Origin of the sequence: Phytohalomonas tamaricis (assembly GCF_003012345.1) — a bacterium.
GTDB classification, from domain to species: domain Bacteria; phylum Pseudomonadota; class Gammaproteobacteria; order Pseudomonadales; family Halomonadaceae; genus Phytohalomonas; species Phytohalomonas tamaricis.
On the sequence record NZ_PVRV01000024.1, the window covers coordinates 404,172 to 421,570 of the forward strand.

A 17,399-nucleotide genomic window follows, 5' to 3' on the forward strand; every position below is an offset into this window, starting at 1 on the left:
AGGAAGCATCAATGGCTCAGCGTCAGTACCAACTCATCGCCGAGCGTATCAAGCGTGAGCTTACCGAAGCGCGTTATATCCCCGGCACCCGCCTGCCAACCGAACGCGACTATGCCGAACGCTTCGAGGTCAGCCGCACAGTCGTACGCGAAGCATTTATCATGTTAGAGATCGAAGGGCACGTTGAGGTCCGTAAGGGCTCAGGCACCTATCTGCTGGATGCCGGACAGCAGGATGATCCATCCACGCCGACCATGTCAGTCGTCAGCCAGGAAGATATCGGTCCGTTCGAGCTGCTCCACGCCCGCCAGGTGATAGAGAGCGCCATTGCCGCCAGTGCGGCACGGCTCGTTACTCGTCACGATATTCAGGCGTTGCAGGAGCTGCTTGAGCGTGAGCGCCTGAGTCTAGCGGCAGAGCACCAGACGACCGCGAAGGCGGAAGAATCGGATGCGGCCGACCGCGGCTTTCACCTGCTGATTGCCCGCGCCAGCCAGAACACGCTGTTGCACGACACCACCGCCCAGCTCTGGGATCAGCGCCACCGCAGCCCGATGTGGCAGCGCCTGCATGAGCGCATCAAGGATTTCTCTTACCGCCGCGACTGGCTTGAGGATCACGACGTCATCCTCGCCAGGCTAAAAAAGCGTGACGCTGACGGTGCTCACCAAGCGATGTGGAATCACCTTGAGCATGTAAAGCAGACGCTGTTCGCGCTCTCGGATACCGATGACCCCAACTTTGACGGCTATCTGTTTGTTACCCCTGAAGGTAGCGCCACGGCACGTTCCTGACGGAGTCATGGTTGCCAAGCGAGGAGCCGTGATGGCGGTTCCGCTTAGACAAAAGTCATAGCCTGACCGGAGGCTGACTGCTTGTCGCGCTCTACGTCGCATGCTAGCTTCTAAAAACAAAAAGCCATTTCACTTCTATGGAAATGGAGTTCTCTCCTCATTGTTTCGGAGCAACGGCATGGATATTCGTCAGTCAATTCCCAGTGATTACGCCAAGACCCTCGATACCGATGGGCTGCGCAAGCGTTTCCTAGTTGAAAGAATCTTCGAAGCCGACCAGCTGTGCCTGACCTACAGTCACGATGATCGCCTGTTCATCGGCGGCGCCATGCCGGTGCGTGAGCCGGTGGTGATTCCCACCTCGATGAAGCAGCAGACCGGCACCGACTACTTCCTCGAACGCCGTGAACTGGGCGCGATCAACATTGGGGGTTCAGGCGCGATTACCATCGACGGCGAACGCTACACGGTCGGCACTCACGAGGCATGCTACATCGGCTGTGGCAGTCGCGACGTACAGTTCGAAAGCGACAGCGCCGAGCAGCCTGCCAAGTTCTATATCAATTCCGCACCGGCCCATCACGCCTACCCGACCCGCACCATTACGCTCGATCAAGCCGTCAAGGAAACGTTGGGCGATGCCAAGACCAGCAATCGGCGCACCATCAACAAGTATCTGATTCCCGACGTGCTGCCGACCTGCCAACTGCTGATGGGCATGACCCGCCTGGAAGAAAACAGCCTGTGGAATACCATGCCGTGCCATACCCATGAGCGCCGTATGGAAGCATATCTCTACTTTGATATGGCCGACGACGCCGTAGTCTTTCACATGATGGGCGAGCCCACTGAGACCCGTCATCTCGTGATGCGCAACGAGCAGGTGGTGATTTCGCCGAGCTGGTCGGTACATACCGGCGTGGGCACCGGCAGCTACACCTTCATCTGGGGCATGGCCGGTGAGAACCAGACCTTCCCCGACATGGACATGATCGCCATGAAGACGCTGCGCTAAGACGCCCACCCATTTGCAGGAGCGAAGCATGAGCTATAACGCGTTCGAACTGAGCGGTAAGATCGCTATCGTGACCGGCTGCAATACCGGCCTTGGCCAGGGCATGGCGATGGCACTGGCCAGCGCCGGCTGCCATGTTGCCGGCGTCAACCGCAGCGCTGCCGACGCGACCCGCGAGCGCATTGAGGCACTGGGCGGACGCTTCATCGACATTCAGGCTGACCTGAGTTCGACAGCGCCGATTGCGGACATCGTGGCGCAGACGCTTGAGGCCTTCGGCCGCATCGACATTCTGGTCAATAACGCTGGCATCATCCGCCGCGAGGATGCGCTTGAGTTCAGCGAAGAGGACTGGGACGCGGTCATCGACACTAACCTCAAGACGACCTTCTTCCTTGCTCAAGCGGTGGCACGCCAATTTATCGCCCAGGGCGATGGCGGCAAGATCGTCAACATCGCCTCGCTGCTTTCGTTTCAAGGCGGCATCCGCGTGCCCTCCTACACCGCCTCGAAAAGCGGCGTGATGGGACTAACCAAGCTGCTCGCCAACGAATGGGCCAAGCACGGCATCAACGTCAATGCCATCGCCCCGGGTTATATGGAGACCAACAATACCGAGGCACTACGCAACGACCCGCAGCGCAGCGCCGAAATCCTTGGCCGCATTCCGGCCGGACGCTGGGGTGCACCGGAAGACCTCGCCGGGCCAGTGGTGTTTCTCGCCTCCTCCGCCTCCGACTATATCAACGGCCATACCCTGGCCGTCGACGGCGGCTGGCTGGCGCGCTAGCTTCTGGCAGGTACGCAACACACAGAAGGCGACTCGCAGGAGTCGCCTTCTTTACATGCACCTTCTGTATTTAGAACGGATAGTCGTGATACCCCAATCCGTCCGAAATCTGGCGCCCGGCCTGATGAAGCTGGGCGACATAGTCATCTTTCTTGTCCTGATCAAAACGCACCACCGGAAACGAGATGCTTAGCGCCGCAACCACCTTGCCGAAGCGGTCGAAGATCGGCGCGGCCAGACAGTGCACACCGACCTCGCCCTCCTCATCGTCCACGGCGTAACCCTGCTTGCGAATGGTCGGCAGCTGGTCGACCACCGCGTCAATGTTAGGCAGCGTATTGTCGGTAAACTGCGTGAACGTGACTTGCGCCAAGCGGCGACGCACTTCGGCTTCATCCTGCCAGGCCAGCAGCGCCTTGCCGAGCCCGGTATTGTAGAGTGGATTGCGCTTGCCGATGCGTGAATGCATGCACAGGTTGAAACGCGAGTCGTATTTGTGGATATAGACGACGCACTGTTCATTGTCATCGAGCATGCCGAGGTGAATCGCCTCATGGGTCGCCTCAGAGAGCTTTTTCATCTCCTTGTCAGCCAGCGCGATCAAGTCGACGTGCTCAAGCGTGCCCGCACCCAGCTCGAACAGCTTGAGCGTCAGGCCGTACTTCTCCGTTTCACCCTCTTGTCGCACATAGCCCAGCCCTTTCATCGTCTGTAGAAAACGATAGGCCGTACTTTTTGACATCAGCGTGCGCTGGGCGAGTTCGGCAAGACTCATCTCCTTCTGCTCGGCCAAGCCTTCAAGCACCGCAAACACCTTCATTACCGCCGCGACATTGTCGGGCTTCTGCGAGCTTTCCATGGTCGTGAGTACCTATCATTTCATAAAAAATGGAACATAAGTTTGATAATAGCGCAAAGCACCGACGACGATCATGTTCTCTAACGCGTTTTGTATGTCCACATCCTCTGTAGCCAATGAACACACCCGACCAAAGCACAATAAAAACGCCATTTCATTTTAAAAATTACCCGTATAGATTTATGGCACGGCGTTTCATTTTATTCAATGCAGCGCACCGCCCGGCCGGCCAAGCAGAATCCGTGAATGACCAATGCATCTTCTCCAGCGCTTTGCGCTGTGCAGGACAACCTCTTTCAGGAGAGTATGCGGCTATGCAGATCAAGAAGACGATAGACCGAATTCCCGGTGGCATGATGCTGATTCCGCTGTTTCTCGGCGCCCTCTGTCACACCTTCTTCGCCGATGCCGGTTCGTATTTCGGCTCGTTCACCAATGGCCTGATCACCGGCACGGTGCCTATTCTGGCGGTGTGGTTCTTCTGCATGGGCGCCGGCATTGACCTGCGCGCCACCGGCACAGTGCTGCGCAAATCGGGCGTGCTGGTGGTCACCAAGATCGCCGTGGCGTGGCTGGTGGCGATTATCGCCTCGCGCATGATTGCTGGCGGTCATATCGAGACCGGGTTGTTGGCGGGGCTTTCAGTGCTGGCACTGGTCGCCTCGATGGACATGACCAACGGCGGCCTCTACGCCTCGATCATGCAGCAGTACGGCAGCAAGGAGGAGGCTGGCGCCTTCGTGCTGATGTCGCTTGAATCGGGCCCACTGATGACGATGCTGATTCTCGGCGGCACCGGCGTGGCAGTGTTCGAACCACAGCTTTTTGTCGGCGCCGTACTGCCCTTCATCGCTGGCTTCGCACTCGGCAATCTTGATCCTGAACTACGCGAGATGTTTGGCAAGGCCACCCACACGCTGATCCCGTTTTTTGGTTTCGCGCTCGGCAACACGATCAATTTGCAGGTTATCGGTCAGACGGGGTTGCTGGGTATCGGGCTCGGTCTGGCGGTAATCGTGATCACCGGTATTCCGCTGATTCTGGCCGACAAGTTTCTTGGTGGCGGCAATGGCACGGCCGGCATCGCCGCTTCAAGCACCGCAGGTGCAGCCGTTGCCACACCGACGCTGATCGCTCAGATGCAGCCGGAATTTGCCCCAGTGGCGCCCGCAGCCACTGCGCTGGTCGCCACCTCTGTCATCGTGACGTCAATTGTGGTGCCGATTATTACCGCCATGTGGGCCAAGCGTCAGGCACACCATACCCCATCTAAAGGGGGCGCGCCGCTTGCTGCTCCTGCACCGGCAGCAGCGGGCATGACACTAGGACGATTGAAAACTACCCCGCCCGGCCGTGAGCGGCTCTAATCTTCTAAGCTAGAGAGCCACAGCCCGCCGCAGCGGGCTGTGGCTTTATGCGTTAACCAAGCCACACATCACCAGACGAGTAATTCATCATGCAGGAACACAAAAACTCCGCGCCCTTTTTTGATGATGGCAGTAGTCATTGGGAAGATCTTGGTGACGGTATCAGCCGCAAGATCCTTGGCTGGACCGACTCGCTAATGGGGGTGTGCGTGAAGTTCGACAAGGATGCCATCGGCGCGCCCCACAGCCACGACATACATGATCAGATCGCTTATGTCGTAAAAGGAAGATTCGAGATAGAGATCGACGGCCAGCGCCGCGAGTTAGGCCCGGGTGACGCCTTTACCGTGGTCAAGAATACGTGGCACGGTGCCCGGGCGCTGGAACAGGACAGCATGTTGATCGACATGTTCTCGCCCAAGCGAGATGACTTCCTGTAACGTCATTACAGCGGGAAAGCGAAAGCTGTCGCTGGATGCCCGCTCAATCGGGCATCTGCGGCATGGCATCCAGTGGCATGATCGCGCCACGGTGCTGGATTACGGTACTGGCCAGACGATGGCCCCAGCGTGCCGCCTGCTGCGGCGCTCCGCCCTGCAACCGACAGGCGAGATAGGCCGCACTGAATGAGTCACCCGCAGCGGTAGTATCGATGATTCGCTCGCTCGGCACGCGCTCGCCGGCCACTTCCTGCACACACTCCCCTTTCAACCGCACCAGACACGACTCGGCACCGCGCTTGACGACGATCTCCTCGATGCCGAACTGCTCGTAGGCAGCAAACAGCTCATCGCAGTCGGCAAAGCCGAATAACTGCTGATCATCGTCAAACGTCAGAATCGCCACGTCAACATACTGCAGCAACTCATGATAGTGGCTGCGTGCCTCATCGACGCTTGACCACAGCCGCGCGCGGAAGTTGTTGTCGAACACTACGCGCACATGGTTGTCACGTGCCTTGATCAAGGTCTCAATCAACCGCCGACGTCCCGTCTCGGTCAACACGGCCAGGCTGATACCGCTCAAGTAGATCATATTGACTGAGGCCAGCGTGGCAAGCATGTCCTCGGCGCCGGCACCATCGAACATGTAACGCGCCGCGGCGTCATTGCGCCAATAGAGGAAGTGACGCTCGCCATCGGGATCGGTCTGGATGAAATAAAGGCCCGGCAGCTTATTATCGAGGCGCTGGGTCAACGCGCTGCCGACACCTTCTTCATGCCAGCGCGCCAGCATTGCCTCGCTGAAGGCATCAGTGCCGACGCCGCTGACATACTGCACATCAATATCGCTATCCCGGGTTAGACGCGCCAGATAGGCTGCCGTGTTGAACGTATCGCCGCCGAACGTCTGGTTAATTTCCTGCTGCGGCTGGCCCTGCATCTCAATCATGCACTCTCCGATTAGTGCGATACGTCGACTCACGACTTTCTCCTCAACGATGGTGATGACTATGCAACGATGTGATGACTATGCTCAGTGATAAGCAGCGACTGGAAACGGTTCCTTGGCAGGCGGCAGTGATATCGTCATACGCGTCAGCCGTCATGCTTCAGTTCTGGCAGATGTCGCCCGTTGGCGAGTGTGGCATGCTGAACAGCATGTGGCTTCTCGACTTTAGCCCTATTGCCACAGCTTCTTGCCATAATTTCACACTGCTCTCTTTTATCCATTCACCGCTGATGAAACAAGGATGCTCATGGCCACTGATTTCTGTCTGATCTTTGACTGCGACGGTACGCTCGTCGACAGTGAACCACTCCTCGCCGAAGTGCTGGCTGAAACGTTGACTGAAGCGGGACTTCCCTTCGTGCCCAGCGATTACATGGATACCTATCGTGGCGTGGCTTACGCCCAGATCGTTGCTGCACTGGAGCAGAAGCATGGCGCGATGGATGAACGCTACCGCGACAGCGCCGAGCAGAAGATGCGTGCCCGGCTGCTCGATCGCATGCGCGGCGCATTACAGACGATTGAAGGCATCGAAGAGGCGCTCGACACTCTCGACAACCCGCGCTGCGTCGCCTCCAACGGGCCACTCGCCAAGATTCGCCTCTCAATGGAGACCACCGGGCTGGCTCGTCACTTCGGCGATAACCTTTTTTCCGCCTACGAAGTCGGTATCTTCAAACCCGATCCAGGTCTATATCTCTATACCGCCGAAACGATGGGGTATCCACCCGAACGCTGTATTGTCATCGACGATGCTGCTGTCGGTATCAAGGCCGGAATGGACGCCGGTATGCATGTCATTCATATCAACCGTTTCTCTAGCCGTGAGGCAACGCCCGAGGGCGCGCACCAAATTGATCATATGAATGAGCTGGCACGTCGAGTCATCCAGATCGAGCAGGGCCTATAACGACGTCCAGTAACTACGTCCAGATTTTCTGGCGGGGAATTCGCGCCGATAAACAGGGTCAAATAGGCTATTGTTCAAGACAATGTAGAACCTCATAGCTTATAGATAGACAGACATAGCCACTGCGGAGGGCACCATGGCGACGCAACAGTCTCAGGAAGAGCAACGTATCATCGATGGTCTGTTTTCACGTCTCAAGGAAGCAGAAGACAAGACCGGGGAGCGCGACGAAAATGCTGAAGCTCGCATCAGGGAGCACGTCTCCAATCAGCCTTCGGCGCCTTACTACATGGCGCAGACCATTCTGATTCAGGAAGCCGCGCTCAAGCAGCTCAATGCTCGCGTCGAGGAACTCGAAAGAAAGCAGACCGAGAGCGGGGACAACCGCTCCAGCGGGGGCTTCTTAGCCGGTATCTTCGGCGCTGGCGAGAGAAAACCGACAACGCAGCCCTCCTCTCAGAACCGCCGCGCGAATTACTCTGCGTCTCAACCGGGTTGGGGTTCACGCTCGGCCCAACCGGGCAGCTATGGCGCGTCTCAGGGTGGCATGGGAATGGCCTCACGCGGCGGCGGCTTTCTTGGTGGCGCCCTGCAAACAGCAGCGGGCGTCGCCGGTGGCCTGGTACTGGGCAATATGCTGATGGATATGTTCAGCGATCATCAGCCCGAGGAAATGGCGAGCGCCATCGAAGACAATCCCGCTGATACCGCCGCTGCCGATCAGCAAGATATCGATAACACCAGCGCTGATGCCGAAGCAGGCCCCGATAACGGCTACGACCAGAGCGCCGATTATGCCGACAGCGGCTACAGCGAAGATGACTTTTACGGCGGCGACTTCCGCGATGGTGGTGATTTCGATGATGGAGGCGGTTTCGACGAAGTCTGAGTCGCCCTGTCTTATGTACAAACGCCGGCGCTAAGGCTGGCGTTTTTTGTTATCAGCTAATGGCCCATTAACGCTGCTGTCAGCTCCCAGAATACCGTTCGATCTCAATCAGGCAGCTGTTAGCCGCAGGCCCTTGAGCAAGCTGCGAGGAACCGATATCCGATGTCAACACGTTAGGATTACCGCCCAGCTCCAGACTCATCGGATCGCTTGCATCCCTTGGCGTGTACCACGCACCTGTCGGCAACACGACCACGCCTGGCAACAAGGTGTCGGAAAGCACCGCGCCAGCCAGGCAGGCGCCGCGATCGTTGTAAAGTCGCACCGTGTCACCTGGGCCAATACCGCGCGTATTGGCGTCAATACGGTTCAGCACCACAGGTTCGCGCCCGTTTATTTTGTGCGCTGCACTTTCGCCTACCACATCAAGCTGACTATGCAGGCGATTGGCTGGCTGTGGCGTCAACAAATGCAAGGGATAGCGCTCTGCCCTCTCGGCACCCAGCCATTCTTCTGGCGCAAGCCATGCGGGTTGGGCCGGGCAGGTGGAATAGTTAAAACGAGCGATAGCTTCGGAGCGCAGCTCGATGCGTCCCGACGGCGTTTCAAGTGGAAAGCGCAGCGGATCACCAATGAACTTGGCTAACAGCACCTGGGAACGCGGTGCTTTAACACCCGCATCAAGCGTTGCCATGCCTTCAGCCCAGAACATCTTGAATTCCGGCAGTTCGGGATAGCGCGACCGATAGCCCGCATAAAGCCTTTCCAGCCATTCGGTTTCGCTCAGCCCTTCGTGAAAGGCTTCAGCTATACCAAGTGCCTCAGCAATCGCCAGGCAAATGTCATGATCGTTGCGCGCTTCAGCATACGGCGTGCATAGCTGGTGATTGGCGATGATTACCCGGTCATTGCTTGATGCGACGATATCATTGCGCTCGAACGGTAGCGTGGTCGGCAGCACGATATCAGCGTGATGCGCCGTGGCGGTCCATACCGGTTCATGGACAATGACCGTTTCAGGATTTTTCCACACGCGCCGCAGATGGTTGAGATCCTGATGGTGATGAAATGGGTTGCCACCCGCCCAGTAAATCAGGCGAATGTCAGGCAATTTCAAGCGCTGGCCGTCATAGTCAATATACTCGCCGGGGCGTGCCAGCATATCGGCCAGGCGCGCCACGGGAATAAACGTCTCGACCGGATTTTCTCCCTGCTTGACTCCCGGAGCATGCAGCTTTCGCACCGGCTGGCCAACCGAATTCATTGCGCCCAGACCGAAGGCAAAGCCACCGCCGGGCTTGCCGATCTGACCGGCCAATGCGGCCAGGGCAATCGCCATCCAATAAGGCTGTTCGCCAAACCGTGCACGCTGTAACGACCAGCTCATGTTGATCAGGCTGGTCGGCAACAGCAGCTGCTCAGCCAAAAGCTCAATGGTTGCCTCCGGGACGCCCGTGATGCGCGCTGCCCAGCGTGGAGACTTAGGCAGGTGATCGTCGTCTCCGCGGACATAGGCAACAAAATCTTCAACACCGCTGACGTAGCGTGACACAAATTCAGTATCAACCGTCCCGCGTGTTATCAACATGTGCGCCATCGCTAACATCAAGGCGCTATCGGTATTAGGGCGAATCGGTACGTGAATGACGTTGGGGCCAGGCGGTGCATCGCTGCCATCCGGGCTGACCACAATCAAGCGCATCCCCCTTGCCAGCGCCTGACTAACCCAATCGGCAACGCTGTGCTCGGCCAATCCGCCGGAGTCGCACTGGGCATTACTCAAACGAAAACCGCCAAAGGCAATCAAACAGTCGGTGCGCGTAGCGATGTGGTCCCAACTCGGCGCGCAGGCATTGGTGCCGGCATAGGAGGCGCCCAGTACATGAGGCAGAAGTACTGACGCAGCGCCATAGCTGTAGCTATTGCGCGACGCAGTAAAACCGCCGAGTAAGTTGAGTAGCCGCTTTAGCTGGCTCTGAGCGTGATGAAAACGCCCCGCGCTTGCCCAGCCGTAGGAGCCGGCGTAGATCGCCTCATTGCCCTGGGTCTTGCGCACGCGATCGAGTTCACTGGCAACATGAGCGATAGCCACATCCCATTCAACGGCAATGAACTCGTCTTCACCTCGCTTGGCACCGTGATCGCCTGCCAGCCAGCCACGGCGCACCATGGGTTGGGCAATACGCATGTCATGTTCGGCAAGCGTCAGGTAGTGCAACCCTAATGCCGCCGGAGCAGGATCGTGTCGGTAGGGTTTGAGCGTACAGCGGCCACTCGGCGCTTTCTCGACCTCGTAGGTGCCAAAGTGAGTGGCGAAATAGCGCGTCATTGTGCAGTTGACCCTGAAGAAATATTTGACGAATGAATATCGTGTAAACACACCGTTTACAAGTAGCTACTCGAGCATCTTCTGGATACAGCGTCAATTCTTTACCGCCTGCTTCTACTGATCGGCCCGCATGAAGCACAAAAAAGCGGCGCCTGGAAAAGCGCCGCTTCGGTGCCAATGCTCGAAAACGCCAGCTATGTTTTTGACAGTGCGATGCGCAGCCGGATGTTGCTGAACGGCACTCTACCCGCCAGCAGAGTGTGCTCTTCCGGTAGCGTCAACGTACTGAATTGCTGAATGACAGCAGTACGCCGCGCATCGCTCACAACAGCACTAGCCAATGGCAGAGCATCCGTCATGAAGATAACAACGTTTTCGCCTCGCTTTATTATGGTCTGCGTTGCAGGGTTGATATCGATCGGCTGAGAGGTATGCCCCATCGCGTTAAACACGAGAATCACCAGGGTCACTACCTCCCCCATCAGCTTGCCTAGAGATTGCATATCCCTACCCTCTGAGCGTTCTGATCATGTCGTGCGAATAGCGCTACGAATTGCCCTCCCTATCACTGTACACATACACAGGTTGCAGAGATAAAAACGCAGCAGCGAGGGTAAAAACGTGTATGAGCGTGTCGGACCCCATGCGCTCACACTAGGAAAGGACAAGAGGAGCAAAAGGGGAATAGAGAAGTAAAATTAACGGGACGCCATGGCAGGCAGCGCCCCAGCAGACCAAGGGAATATCAGGCAGGGAAATGCATAAGCGCTGCCTGGCTGTTAGCGGCTTTCAGCCACACGTGTCAGGTCATAGCTGCCATCTTCCTTGAGCACCTTGCGCTCGCAATCGAGTTTACGCAGTGTCTTTTCATCGATGCGCTGGAAGTTGGTGCACGCATTCTTGTCTTCAGGGTCGAGTTGATAGATTTCATGGGCATCCTTCTCACCACTTCCCGCCACCAGCGCCCAATTGCCTGAGCGATTGTTGATACGGACCCCGTCGGTATTGCCCTGATATGTTTCACTCATGACGTAGCCGTTCGGTTTGCCACGCTGATCGAGCTTGATCGTCAAATCCGTCTTGATTCCTTCACAATCCTTGCAGGGCAATACACCGCCGAAGCGTTCAAATGAAGTGGATTGCTCTTCCAGAGCAGTCTCATCTTCTTCGGATGAGCCGGAGCCACAGGCCGCAAGCAGAATACTTAAGCTCACCATGCCGGAAAGAAGCAGCATTCTCTTTTGCATGTTCATGTCCCGATGCAGCAGCGCGACGCCGCCATGACGTCAACGCTGCAATGATGTTCAGCCAGTAAAACTACCATCTCCTTAACGACGCCTCCAGCCACGGCTACCCTTCTTCCAAAACGCGTCACGCTGGCTATTCCTCACTTGCCATGAGTTCGTCGTTCTTGCGGACACATGTGCAAGTCGATCAAGCGAGTAACGCCTCATTGCGTTACGCTCTCTTGATATTTCATCGAGTGCCCTTATTGCTATAACACCCTCGGCAGGGCCCGCGATGCCCGTACCGACGGTGCGAGTGCGGCACTGAACGCTCCCCGTCTCGTTCGTTTCCGCACTCGCTTCATTCTGGAACCCATTTTTCCGTTTTTTGCTTGATCGGAGGAATATCAGGATGAGGATCGCTCAAGTCCCGCCGCTTACCGAAGCTATCCCGCCAAGACAGTATGGCGGCACTGAACGCGTGGTGTCCTATCTCACCGAGGAGCTGGTGCGTCAGGGGCACGAGGTGACCCTGTTTGCCAGCGGCGACTCGCAGACCTCGGCCGAACTGGTCGCCCTGCGTGAACGCGCTCTGCGCCATGATGACAGTGTCATCGACCCGATCTACCATCTGCTGGCTCAGATCGATGCCGTGCTCGAACGGGCCCATGAATTCGATGTGATTCATTTCCACAGCGACTACTACGCCCACTTCCTGCCGCTGCGTCATCTCGACGTGCCCCATCTCACCACGCTGCACGGTCGTCTCGACATTGCCGATGCCTACCCGCTGTTCGCCCGTTTCCCCCACGAGCCGCTGGTGTCAATCTCTAACCATCAGCGCCAGCCGCTCAAGGACGTCAACTGGCTCGATACCGTCTACCACGGCCTGCCTGAATCGCTCTATCACCTACATGAAAAGCCCGGCGACTACCTCGCTTTCATCGGTCGCTTCTCGCCGGAGAAGGCGCCGCACACCGCCATCGAGATCGCGCTGCGCGCCGGCCTGCCGATCAAGGTCGCGGCCAAGCCGACCGACAGTCAGACCGACGAGGACTATTTCAATACCAAGGTGAAGCCGCTGCTCTCGCATCCGCTGGTCGATTTCGTCGGCGAAATCGGCGAGAGCGAGAAGAACGACTTCCTCGGCAATGCTCGCGCGCTGCTGTTTCCGATCACTTGGCCGGAGCCGTTCGGGCTGGTGATGATCGAGGCGATGGCCTGCGGCACACCGGTGATCGCCTTCCGCCAGGGCTCGGTACCGGAAGTGATGGAGGAGGGCCGCTCCGGATTCGTCATCGACAGCGTCGAACAGGCCGTAGCGGCTCTCGAGAAGCTCGACACCTTCGACCGGCGCGCTTGCCGACGCTACTTCGAGACGCGCTTTTCGGCCACGGCAATGGCACACAACTACGTACGCTGCTACGAACGGCTGCTGGGCCTCGGCGACGGCCCGCACGGTGCCGATAACCGCGCGGCCCTGCGCCGGGCCGCCGCCTGAGGAGAACCATCATGGACGACATGATTCGCGTCAATGACCAGTGGTACGTCAACGCCAGCTCGTCGCGCGCCGATGGGCGCACCCGTGTACTCAAGCACGGCGAGGCGTTCGCCCTGTTCGATCGCCAGGGTGATATCCAGCCGGTCGGGCTCGGCGAACAGGGGCTCTATCACGAAGGCACGCGCTACCTGTCTCGGCTTGAGCTCGATGTCAATGACCAGCGACCTCTGCTGCTCAACTCGGCGGTCAGCCGCGACAATCAGCGCTTCACCGTCGATCTCACCCCCGCCGCCACGCCACAGATCGCCAAGGATAGCGTCCACCTGCGCCGCACCAAGGTGCTGTGGAACGGAGCGCTCCACGAGCGCATCAGCGCCATGAACTACGGCACAGGCCACGTGACGCTGCATCTCGGCCTCACCGTGGCCGGTGATTACGCTGATATCTTCGAGATTCGCGGCAAGTCACGCGCCCAGCGCGGTGAGCCGCTCACGCCGACGCGTAGCGAACATGAGCTGCGCCTCGGGTATCGCGGCCTCGATGACAAGACGCGCCATACCCGGCTGCGCTTCGACCGCGCTCCGCAGAGCCACCGCGGCAGCGACGAGGGACAGCGGCTGGTATTCGAGCTGTCGCTGGCACCGCACGAGACGCAGACGCTGACGCTGGCGATCGCCTGCGACGTCGACGACAGCCAGCGCGAGCTGCCCGACTTCGAGGCGGTAATCAAGGCAATCGAAGCGCGGCAGGCGCGTGAGCGTGCTCTGGTCGGTTCGCTCTACTCCGACAACGAGCAGTTCAACGAATGGGCCAACCGCTCCGCCGCCGACCTGCACATGCTGATCAGCGACACGCCCCACGGCCCCTACCCTTACGCCGGCGTGCCGTGGTTCAGCACTGCGTTCGGCCGCGACGGGCTGATCACTGCGCTGCAGACGCTGTGGCTCGCGCCCGAACTGTCCCGCGGCGTGCTCGGCTATCTTGCCGCTACCCAGTCAGCGGCCCGGAACGTCGAGAAGGACGCCACCCCCGGCAAGATCCTTCACGAGACCCGCGACGGCGAGATGGCACGGCTCGGTGAGGTACCGTTTCGCCACTACTACGGCAGCATCGATGCAACCCCCCTGTTCGTGGTGCTGGCCGAGGCCTACTACGACCGCACGGGCGATCGCGACTTCATCGAGCAGCTCTGGCCAGCGCTCGAGCAGGCACTCGAGTGGCTCGATCGCTACGGCGACATTGACGGTGACGGCTTCGTCGAATACGAGGCGAGCCGTCACGGCGGCTTGGTGCAGCAAGGTTGGAAGGATTCCGAGGATTCGGTTTTTCATGCCGACGGCAGCGCCGCCGAGGGGCCGATTGCACTGTGCGAGGTGCAAGGCTACGTCTACGCCGCCAAGCTCGGCGCCGCCCGGCTGGCCCACATGCTCGGACTTACGCCTCATGCCGACAGGCTGCAGCAGGACGCCGATCAGCTGCGTCAACGCTTCGATGAAGCGTTCTGGTGCGAGGAGCTGGGCAGCTATGCGCTAGCGCTGGACGGCGCCAAGCGTCCCTGCAAGGTGCTTGCGTCCAACGCCGGCCACGCGCTGTGGAGCGGCATCGCCCTGCCCGGGCGCGCCGCACAGTTGGCCGAGACGCTGCTCGACGACGCCAGCTTCAACGGCTTCGGCATCCGTACCCTGGCCGCCAACGAGAAACGCTTCAATCCGATGGCCTACCACAACGGCTCGATCTGGCCCCATGACAACGCCATCGTCGCCCAGGGCCTGGCCCGCTACGGCCACCACGCCGCAGCCGTCAAGGTGATGACCGGGCTGTTCGACGCCGCGCTGCACATGGAGGACTTCCGTCTGCCCGAGCTGTTTTGTGGCTTTCAGCGCGAACCCGGCCAGGGACCGACGCGCTACCCGGTTGCCTGCTCGCCCCAGGCGTGGGCAGCGGGAGCGGTGTTCCAGCTGCTGCAGGCCTGCCTCGGGCTGCACTTCTCAGCCGAGTCGCCGCGGCTGCGCTTCGATCACCCGCTGCTGCCAACGTGGATGAATACCCTCGAGATCCGCAACCTGCGCGTTGGCGACGCCGTGCTCGACCTGGCGCTGGCACGCCACGAGAACGACGTCAGCGTCAATGTCACGCGCAAGGTGGGCGACGTCCAGGTCAGCGTGCTGGTGTAAATGACAACGGACCCGGGCCAGTACGGCCCGGGTCCGTGCCGTTTCCCCCAAGGTCAGCCTCCCCTGCACCGCATTGTCTGCTATAACCGTCCTATACCTTCCCAACAAGGACGCACCATGACACTGCGTTGCGCTATCCTCGACGACTACCAGCACGTTGCACTTGCCATGGCTGACTGGTCGACACTCGAGCCACACATTGAAGTTGTCACCTTCCACGACCATATCAGCGACCAGAACACCCTCGTCGAAACGCTGGCCGAATTCGATATCATCGTCGCGATGCGCGAGCGTACGCTCTTCCCCGCCGCGCTGCTTGAACGCCTGCCGCGGCTCAAGCTGCTGATCACCAGCGGAATGCGCAACGCGGCCATCGATATCGAGGCCGCCCGCGCACGCGGCATCATCGTCTGCGGCACTGGTGGCAACTCCGAACCGCCGACCGAACTGAGCTGGGCGCTGATTCTCGGCCTGGCGCGGCACCTGCTCACCGAGAGCAATGCGATACACTCAGGCGGACCGTGGCAAAGTACGGTGGGGATCGGCCTGGCCGGCAAGCGCCTGGGCCTGCTCGGACTGGGCAAGATCGGCGCCAAGATGGCACGCATCGCTCAGGCCTTCGGCATGGAGGTAATAGCGTGGAGCGAACATTTGACCCGCGAGCGCTGCGACGAGCTCGGCGTCGAGCGGGCCGCATCAAAAGAAGCACTGCTCACGGCCAGCGACATCGTCTCGATTCATCTGGTACTCAGCGAACGCACCCACGGTCTGATCGGCACCCGCGAACTTGAGTTGATGAAGCCGCAGGCGCTGTTGATCAATACCTCGCGCGCCGCAATTGTCGATCAAAAGGCGCTGATCGAAGCGCTGCAGAACAGCCGCATTGCCGGTGCCGGTCTCGATGTCTTCGACGCCGAACCCTTGCCACTCGATCATCCGCTGCGCCGGCTGCCCAACGTGTTGGCCACGCCCCATATCGGCTATGTTGCCGACGTCAACTACCGCACCTACTTTCAGGAAGCGGTCGAGGATATCGAGGCATTTCTCAATGGCAAACCGGTGCGCACGCTGTAAGGCCTGGCGGTAACTCTCAGTGGTCAGGCCTCGTCGGGTATACGGTCGTGGCGAAACTCATGCGTCTCGTTGGCCAGCGCGTAGAAGCCAGGCTTGTCGGCCATGAAAATCTGCTCGGTGATCACCATCTCGCTCTGATCGTCAAAGCTGCCGGCAGTAAAGGCGTAACTGTCATCTTCCAGCCCATGGAAGAAGAGTTGGCTACCGCAGCGTTGACAGAAACCGCGCTCAGCAATCTCGGACGACCGGTAGACGCCCAGCATGGCGCGATTCTCAAACGTCGGTTTTCCCTCACAGATAATGGCAAACATCGGCCCACCCATCGCACGCCGACACATCGAGCAGTGACAGACACTGACCTCGCCGCCATGCACGATACTGAAACGCACCGCGCCGCAAAGGCAACCGCCAGCATGCTGCTGTGTAGTCATGAAACACTCCTGTCGTTATCGATTAACGTCATTTGCTGGAATAGCCGCGCTTATTATTGACCATATCGTTCCGCAGCGCTTGCAGACGCTCGTCTCAGAATGGCGAATCAGCGCCTGACAGCTACGCTGAACCCTATAACCCCGTTTCGGCTTACAACGTCAGGAGAGACAATGACTACGGAACTCACCCTACTCGGCTGGACTCTAGTGTTGGCCATCGTGCAGATTCTGCTGCCCGCCATGTTCCGTAATAAGGAAACGGGCGTTGCCTACAATACCGGTCCGCGTGATGAAGCCGGCCCGCCGATGGGCAAGATCACCGGTCGGCTATCCCGCGCCCAAAAGAATCTGTTCGAAACATTGCCGCTGTTCATTGGCGCGGTACTGATCGCCCACGTTGCCGGCCGCGAAGGGGAACTCACGCTGTGGGGCGCCTGGCTCTATTTCATCGCTCGTGTGGTTTACGTGCCGCTCTACGCCCTAGGCGTGCCCGTAGTGCGCTCGCTGGTATGGGCTATTTCCTTACTGGGATTGATCCTGACGCTGCTGGCGGTGCTGTGGCCGCTATGAACAATGGGTATTGCGCGT

At 59.0% G+C, this 17,399-nt stretch carries 17 protein-coding genes; 11 read left to right on the forward strand and 6 right to left on the reverse strand.

Annotated elements, in window-relative coordinates:
• Positions 1–11 precede the first annotated feature (11 nt).
• From C3Z11_RS15670 to kduD, 3 genes are all read left to right on the forward strand, one after another.
• Complete coding sequence (locus C3Z11_RS15670; RefSeq protein ID WP_106478866.1) at positions 12–794, forward strand: FCD domain-containing protein; 783 nt, start codon at positions 12–14, stop codon at positions 792–794.
• 178 nt (positions 795–972) lie between these two features.
• Positions 973–1,809 (forward strand): 5-dehydro-4-deoxy-D-glucuronate isomerase, encoded by an 837-nt coding sequence (gene kduI / locus C3Z11_RS15675; RefSeq protein ID WP_106478867.1) that lies wholly within the window; start codon positions 973–975, stop codon positions 1,807–1,809.
• Between the two features lie 28 nt (positions 1,810–1,837).
• On the forward strand, positions 1,838–2,599 hold the full coding sequence (kduD, locus tag C3Z11_RS15680) for a 2-dehydro-3-deoxy-D-gluconate 5-dehydrogenase KduD (protein WP_106478868.1): 762 nt from the start codon (positions 1,838–1,840) through the stop codon (positions 2,597–2,599).
• Between the two features lie 70 nt (positions 2,600–2,669).
• On the opposite strand, the gene kdgR is transcribed toward kduD, so the two are convergent.
• Positions 2,670–3,458, reverse strand: a complete 789-nt coding sequence (kdgR, locus tag C3Z11_RS15685; protein WP_106478869.1) for a DNA-binding transcriptional regulator KdgR — start codon at positions 3,456–3,458, stop codon at positions 2,670–2,672.
• Positions 3,459–3,772: 314 nt separating this feature from the next.
• On the opposite strand from kdgR, the gene kdgT reads away from it, so the two are divergent.
• Both kdgT and C3Z11_RS15695 read left to right on the forward strand, forming a co-directional pair.
• On the forward strand, positions 3,773–4,825 hold the full coding sequence (gene kdgT, locus C3Z11_RS15690; RefSeq protein WP_106478870.1) for a 2-keto-3-deoxygluconate transporter: 1,053 nt from the start codon (positions 3,773–3,775) through the stop codon (positions 4,823–4,825).
• An 89-nt stretch (positions 4,826–4,914) separates the two neighbouring features.
• Positions 4,915–5,265: a cupin domain-containing protein gene (locus C3Z11_RS15695; RefSeq protein WP_106478871.1), complete on the forward strand. Its 351-nt coding sequence runs from the start codon at positions 4,915–4,917 to the stop codon at positions 5,263–5,265.
• Between the two features lie 43 nt (positions 5,266–5,308).
• On the opposite strand, the gene C3Z11_RS15700 is transcribed toward C3Z11_RS15695, so the two are convergent.
• Entirely contained in the window at positions 5,309–6,250 is a 942-nt protein-coding gene (locus tag C3Z11_RS15700) for a 2-dehydro-3-deoxygluconokinase (protein ID WP_262927449.1), read from the reverse strand.
• 274 nt (positions 6,251–6,524) lie between these two features.
• Between C3Z11_RS15700 and C3Z11_RS15710 the strand changes: the two genes are divergently transcribed.
• On the forward strand, positions 6,525–7,187 hold the full coding sequence (locus C3Z11_RS15710) for an HAD family hydrolase (RefSeq protein ID WP_106478874.1): 663 nt from the start codon (positions 6,525–6,527) through the stop codon (positions 7,185–7,187).
• 136 nt (positions 7,188–7,323) lie between these two features.
• Positions 7,324–8,076: a DUF2076 domain-containing protein gene (locus C3Z11_RS15715; protein ID WP_106478875.1), complete on the forward strand. Its 753-nt coding sequence runs from the start codon at positions 7,324–7,326 to the stop codon at positions 8,074–8,076.
• A 79-nt stretch (positions 8,077–8,155) separates the two neighbouring features.
• Here the strand turns inward: C3Z11_RS15715 and C3Z11_RS15720 are convergent, their stop codons facing one another.
• The 3 genes from C3Z11_RS15720 to C3Z11_RS15730 all read right to left on the reverse strand — a co-directional run bounded on the left by C3Z11_RS15720 (position 8,156) and on the right by C3Z11_RS15730 (position 11,652).
• Positions 8,156–10,405, reverse strand: a complete 2,250-nt coding sequence (locus C3Z11_RS15720) for a molybdopterin-dependent oxidoreductase (RefSeq protein ID WP_106478876.1) — start codon at positions 10,403–10,405, stop codon at positions 8,156–8,158.
• 194 nt (positions 10,406–10,599) lie between these two features.
• Entirely contained in the window at positions 10,600–10,908 is a 309-nt protein-coding gene (locus C3Z11_RS15725) for a hypothetical protein (protein ID WP_106478877.1), read from the reverse strand.
• A gap of 276 nt (positions 10,909–11,184) precedes the next feature.
• Positions 11,185–11,652, reverse strand: coding sequence for a copper resistance protein NlpE N-terminal domain-containing protein (locus C3Z11_RS15730; RefSeq protein ID WP_158701065.1), 468 nt, complete (start codon positions 11,650–11,652; stop codon positions 11,185–11,187).
• Between the two features lie 391 nt (positions 11,653–12,043).
• Here C3Z11_RS15730 and C3Z11_RS15735 point away from each other — a divergent pair, with 391 nt between their 5' ends.
• The 3 genes from C3Z11_RS15735 (at position 12,044) to C3Z11_RS15745 (ending at position 16,380) form a co-directional block, all read left to right on the forward strand.
• Positions 12,044–13,132, forward strand: coding sequence for a glycosyltransferase family 4 protein (locus C3Z11_RS15735; RefSeq protein ID WP_106478879.1), 1,089 nt, complete (start codon positions 12,044–12,046; stop codon positions 13,130–13,132).
• A gap of 11 nt (positions 13,133–13,143) precedes the next feature.
• Positions 13,144–15,306, forward strand: a complete 2,163-nt coding sequence (locus C3Z11_RS15740; RefSeq protein ID WP_106478880.1) for an amylo-alpha-1,6-glucosidase — start codon at positions 13,144–13,146, stop codon at positions 15,304–15,306.
• Between the two features lie 117 nt (positions 15,307–15,423).
• On the forward strand, positions 15,424–16,380 hold the full coding sequence (locus C3Z11_RS15745; RefSeq protein WP_106478881.1) for a D-2-hydroxyacid dehydrogenase family protein: 957 nt from the start codon (positions 15,424–15,426) through the stop codon (positions 16,378–16,380).
• A 23-nt stretch (positions 16,381–16,403) separates the two neighbouring features.
• Here C3Z11_RS15745 and C3Z11_RS15750 read toward each other — a convergent pair whose 3' ends face one another.
• Positions 16,404–16,811, reverse strand: a complete 408-nt coding sequence (locus tag C3Z11_RS15750) for a GFA family protein (RefSeq protein WP_106478882.1) — start codon at positions 16,809–16,811, stop codon at positions 16,404–16,406.
• A 171-nt stretch (positions 16,812–16,982) separates the two neighbouring features.
• Here C3Z11_RS15750 and C3Z11_RS15755 point away from each other — a divergent pair, with 171 nt between their 5' ends.
• Positions 16,983–17,381 (forward strand): MAPEG family protein, encoded by a 399-nt coding sequence (locus tag C3Z11_RS15755; protein WP_106478883.1) that lies wholly within the window; start codon positions 16,983–16,985, stop codon positions 17,379–17,381.
• The last annotated feature ends 18 nt before the right edge of the window (positions 17,382–17,399 follow it).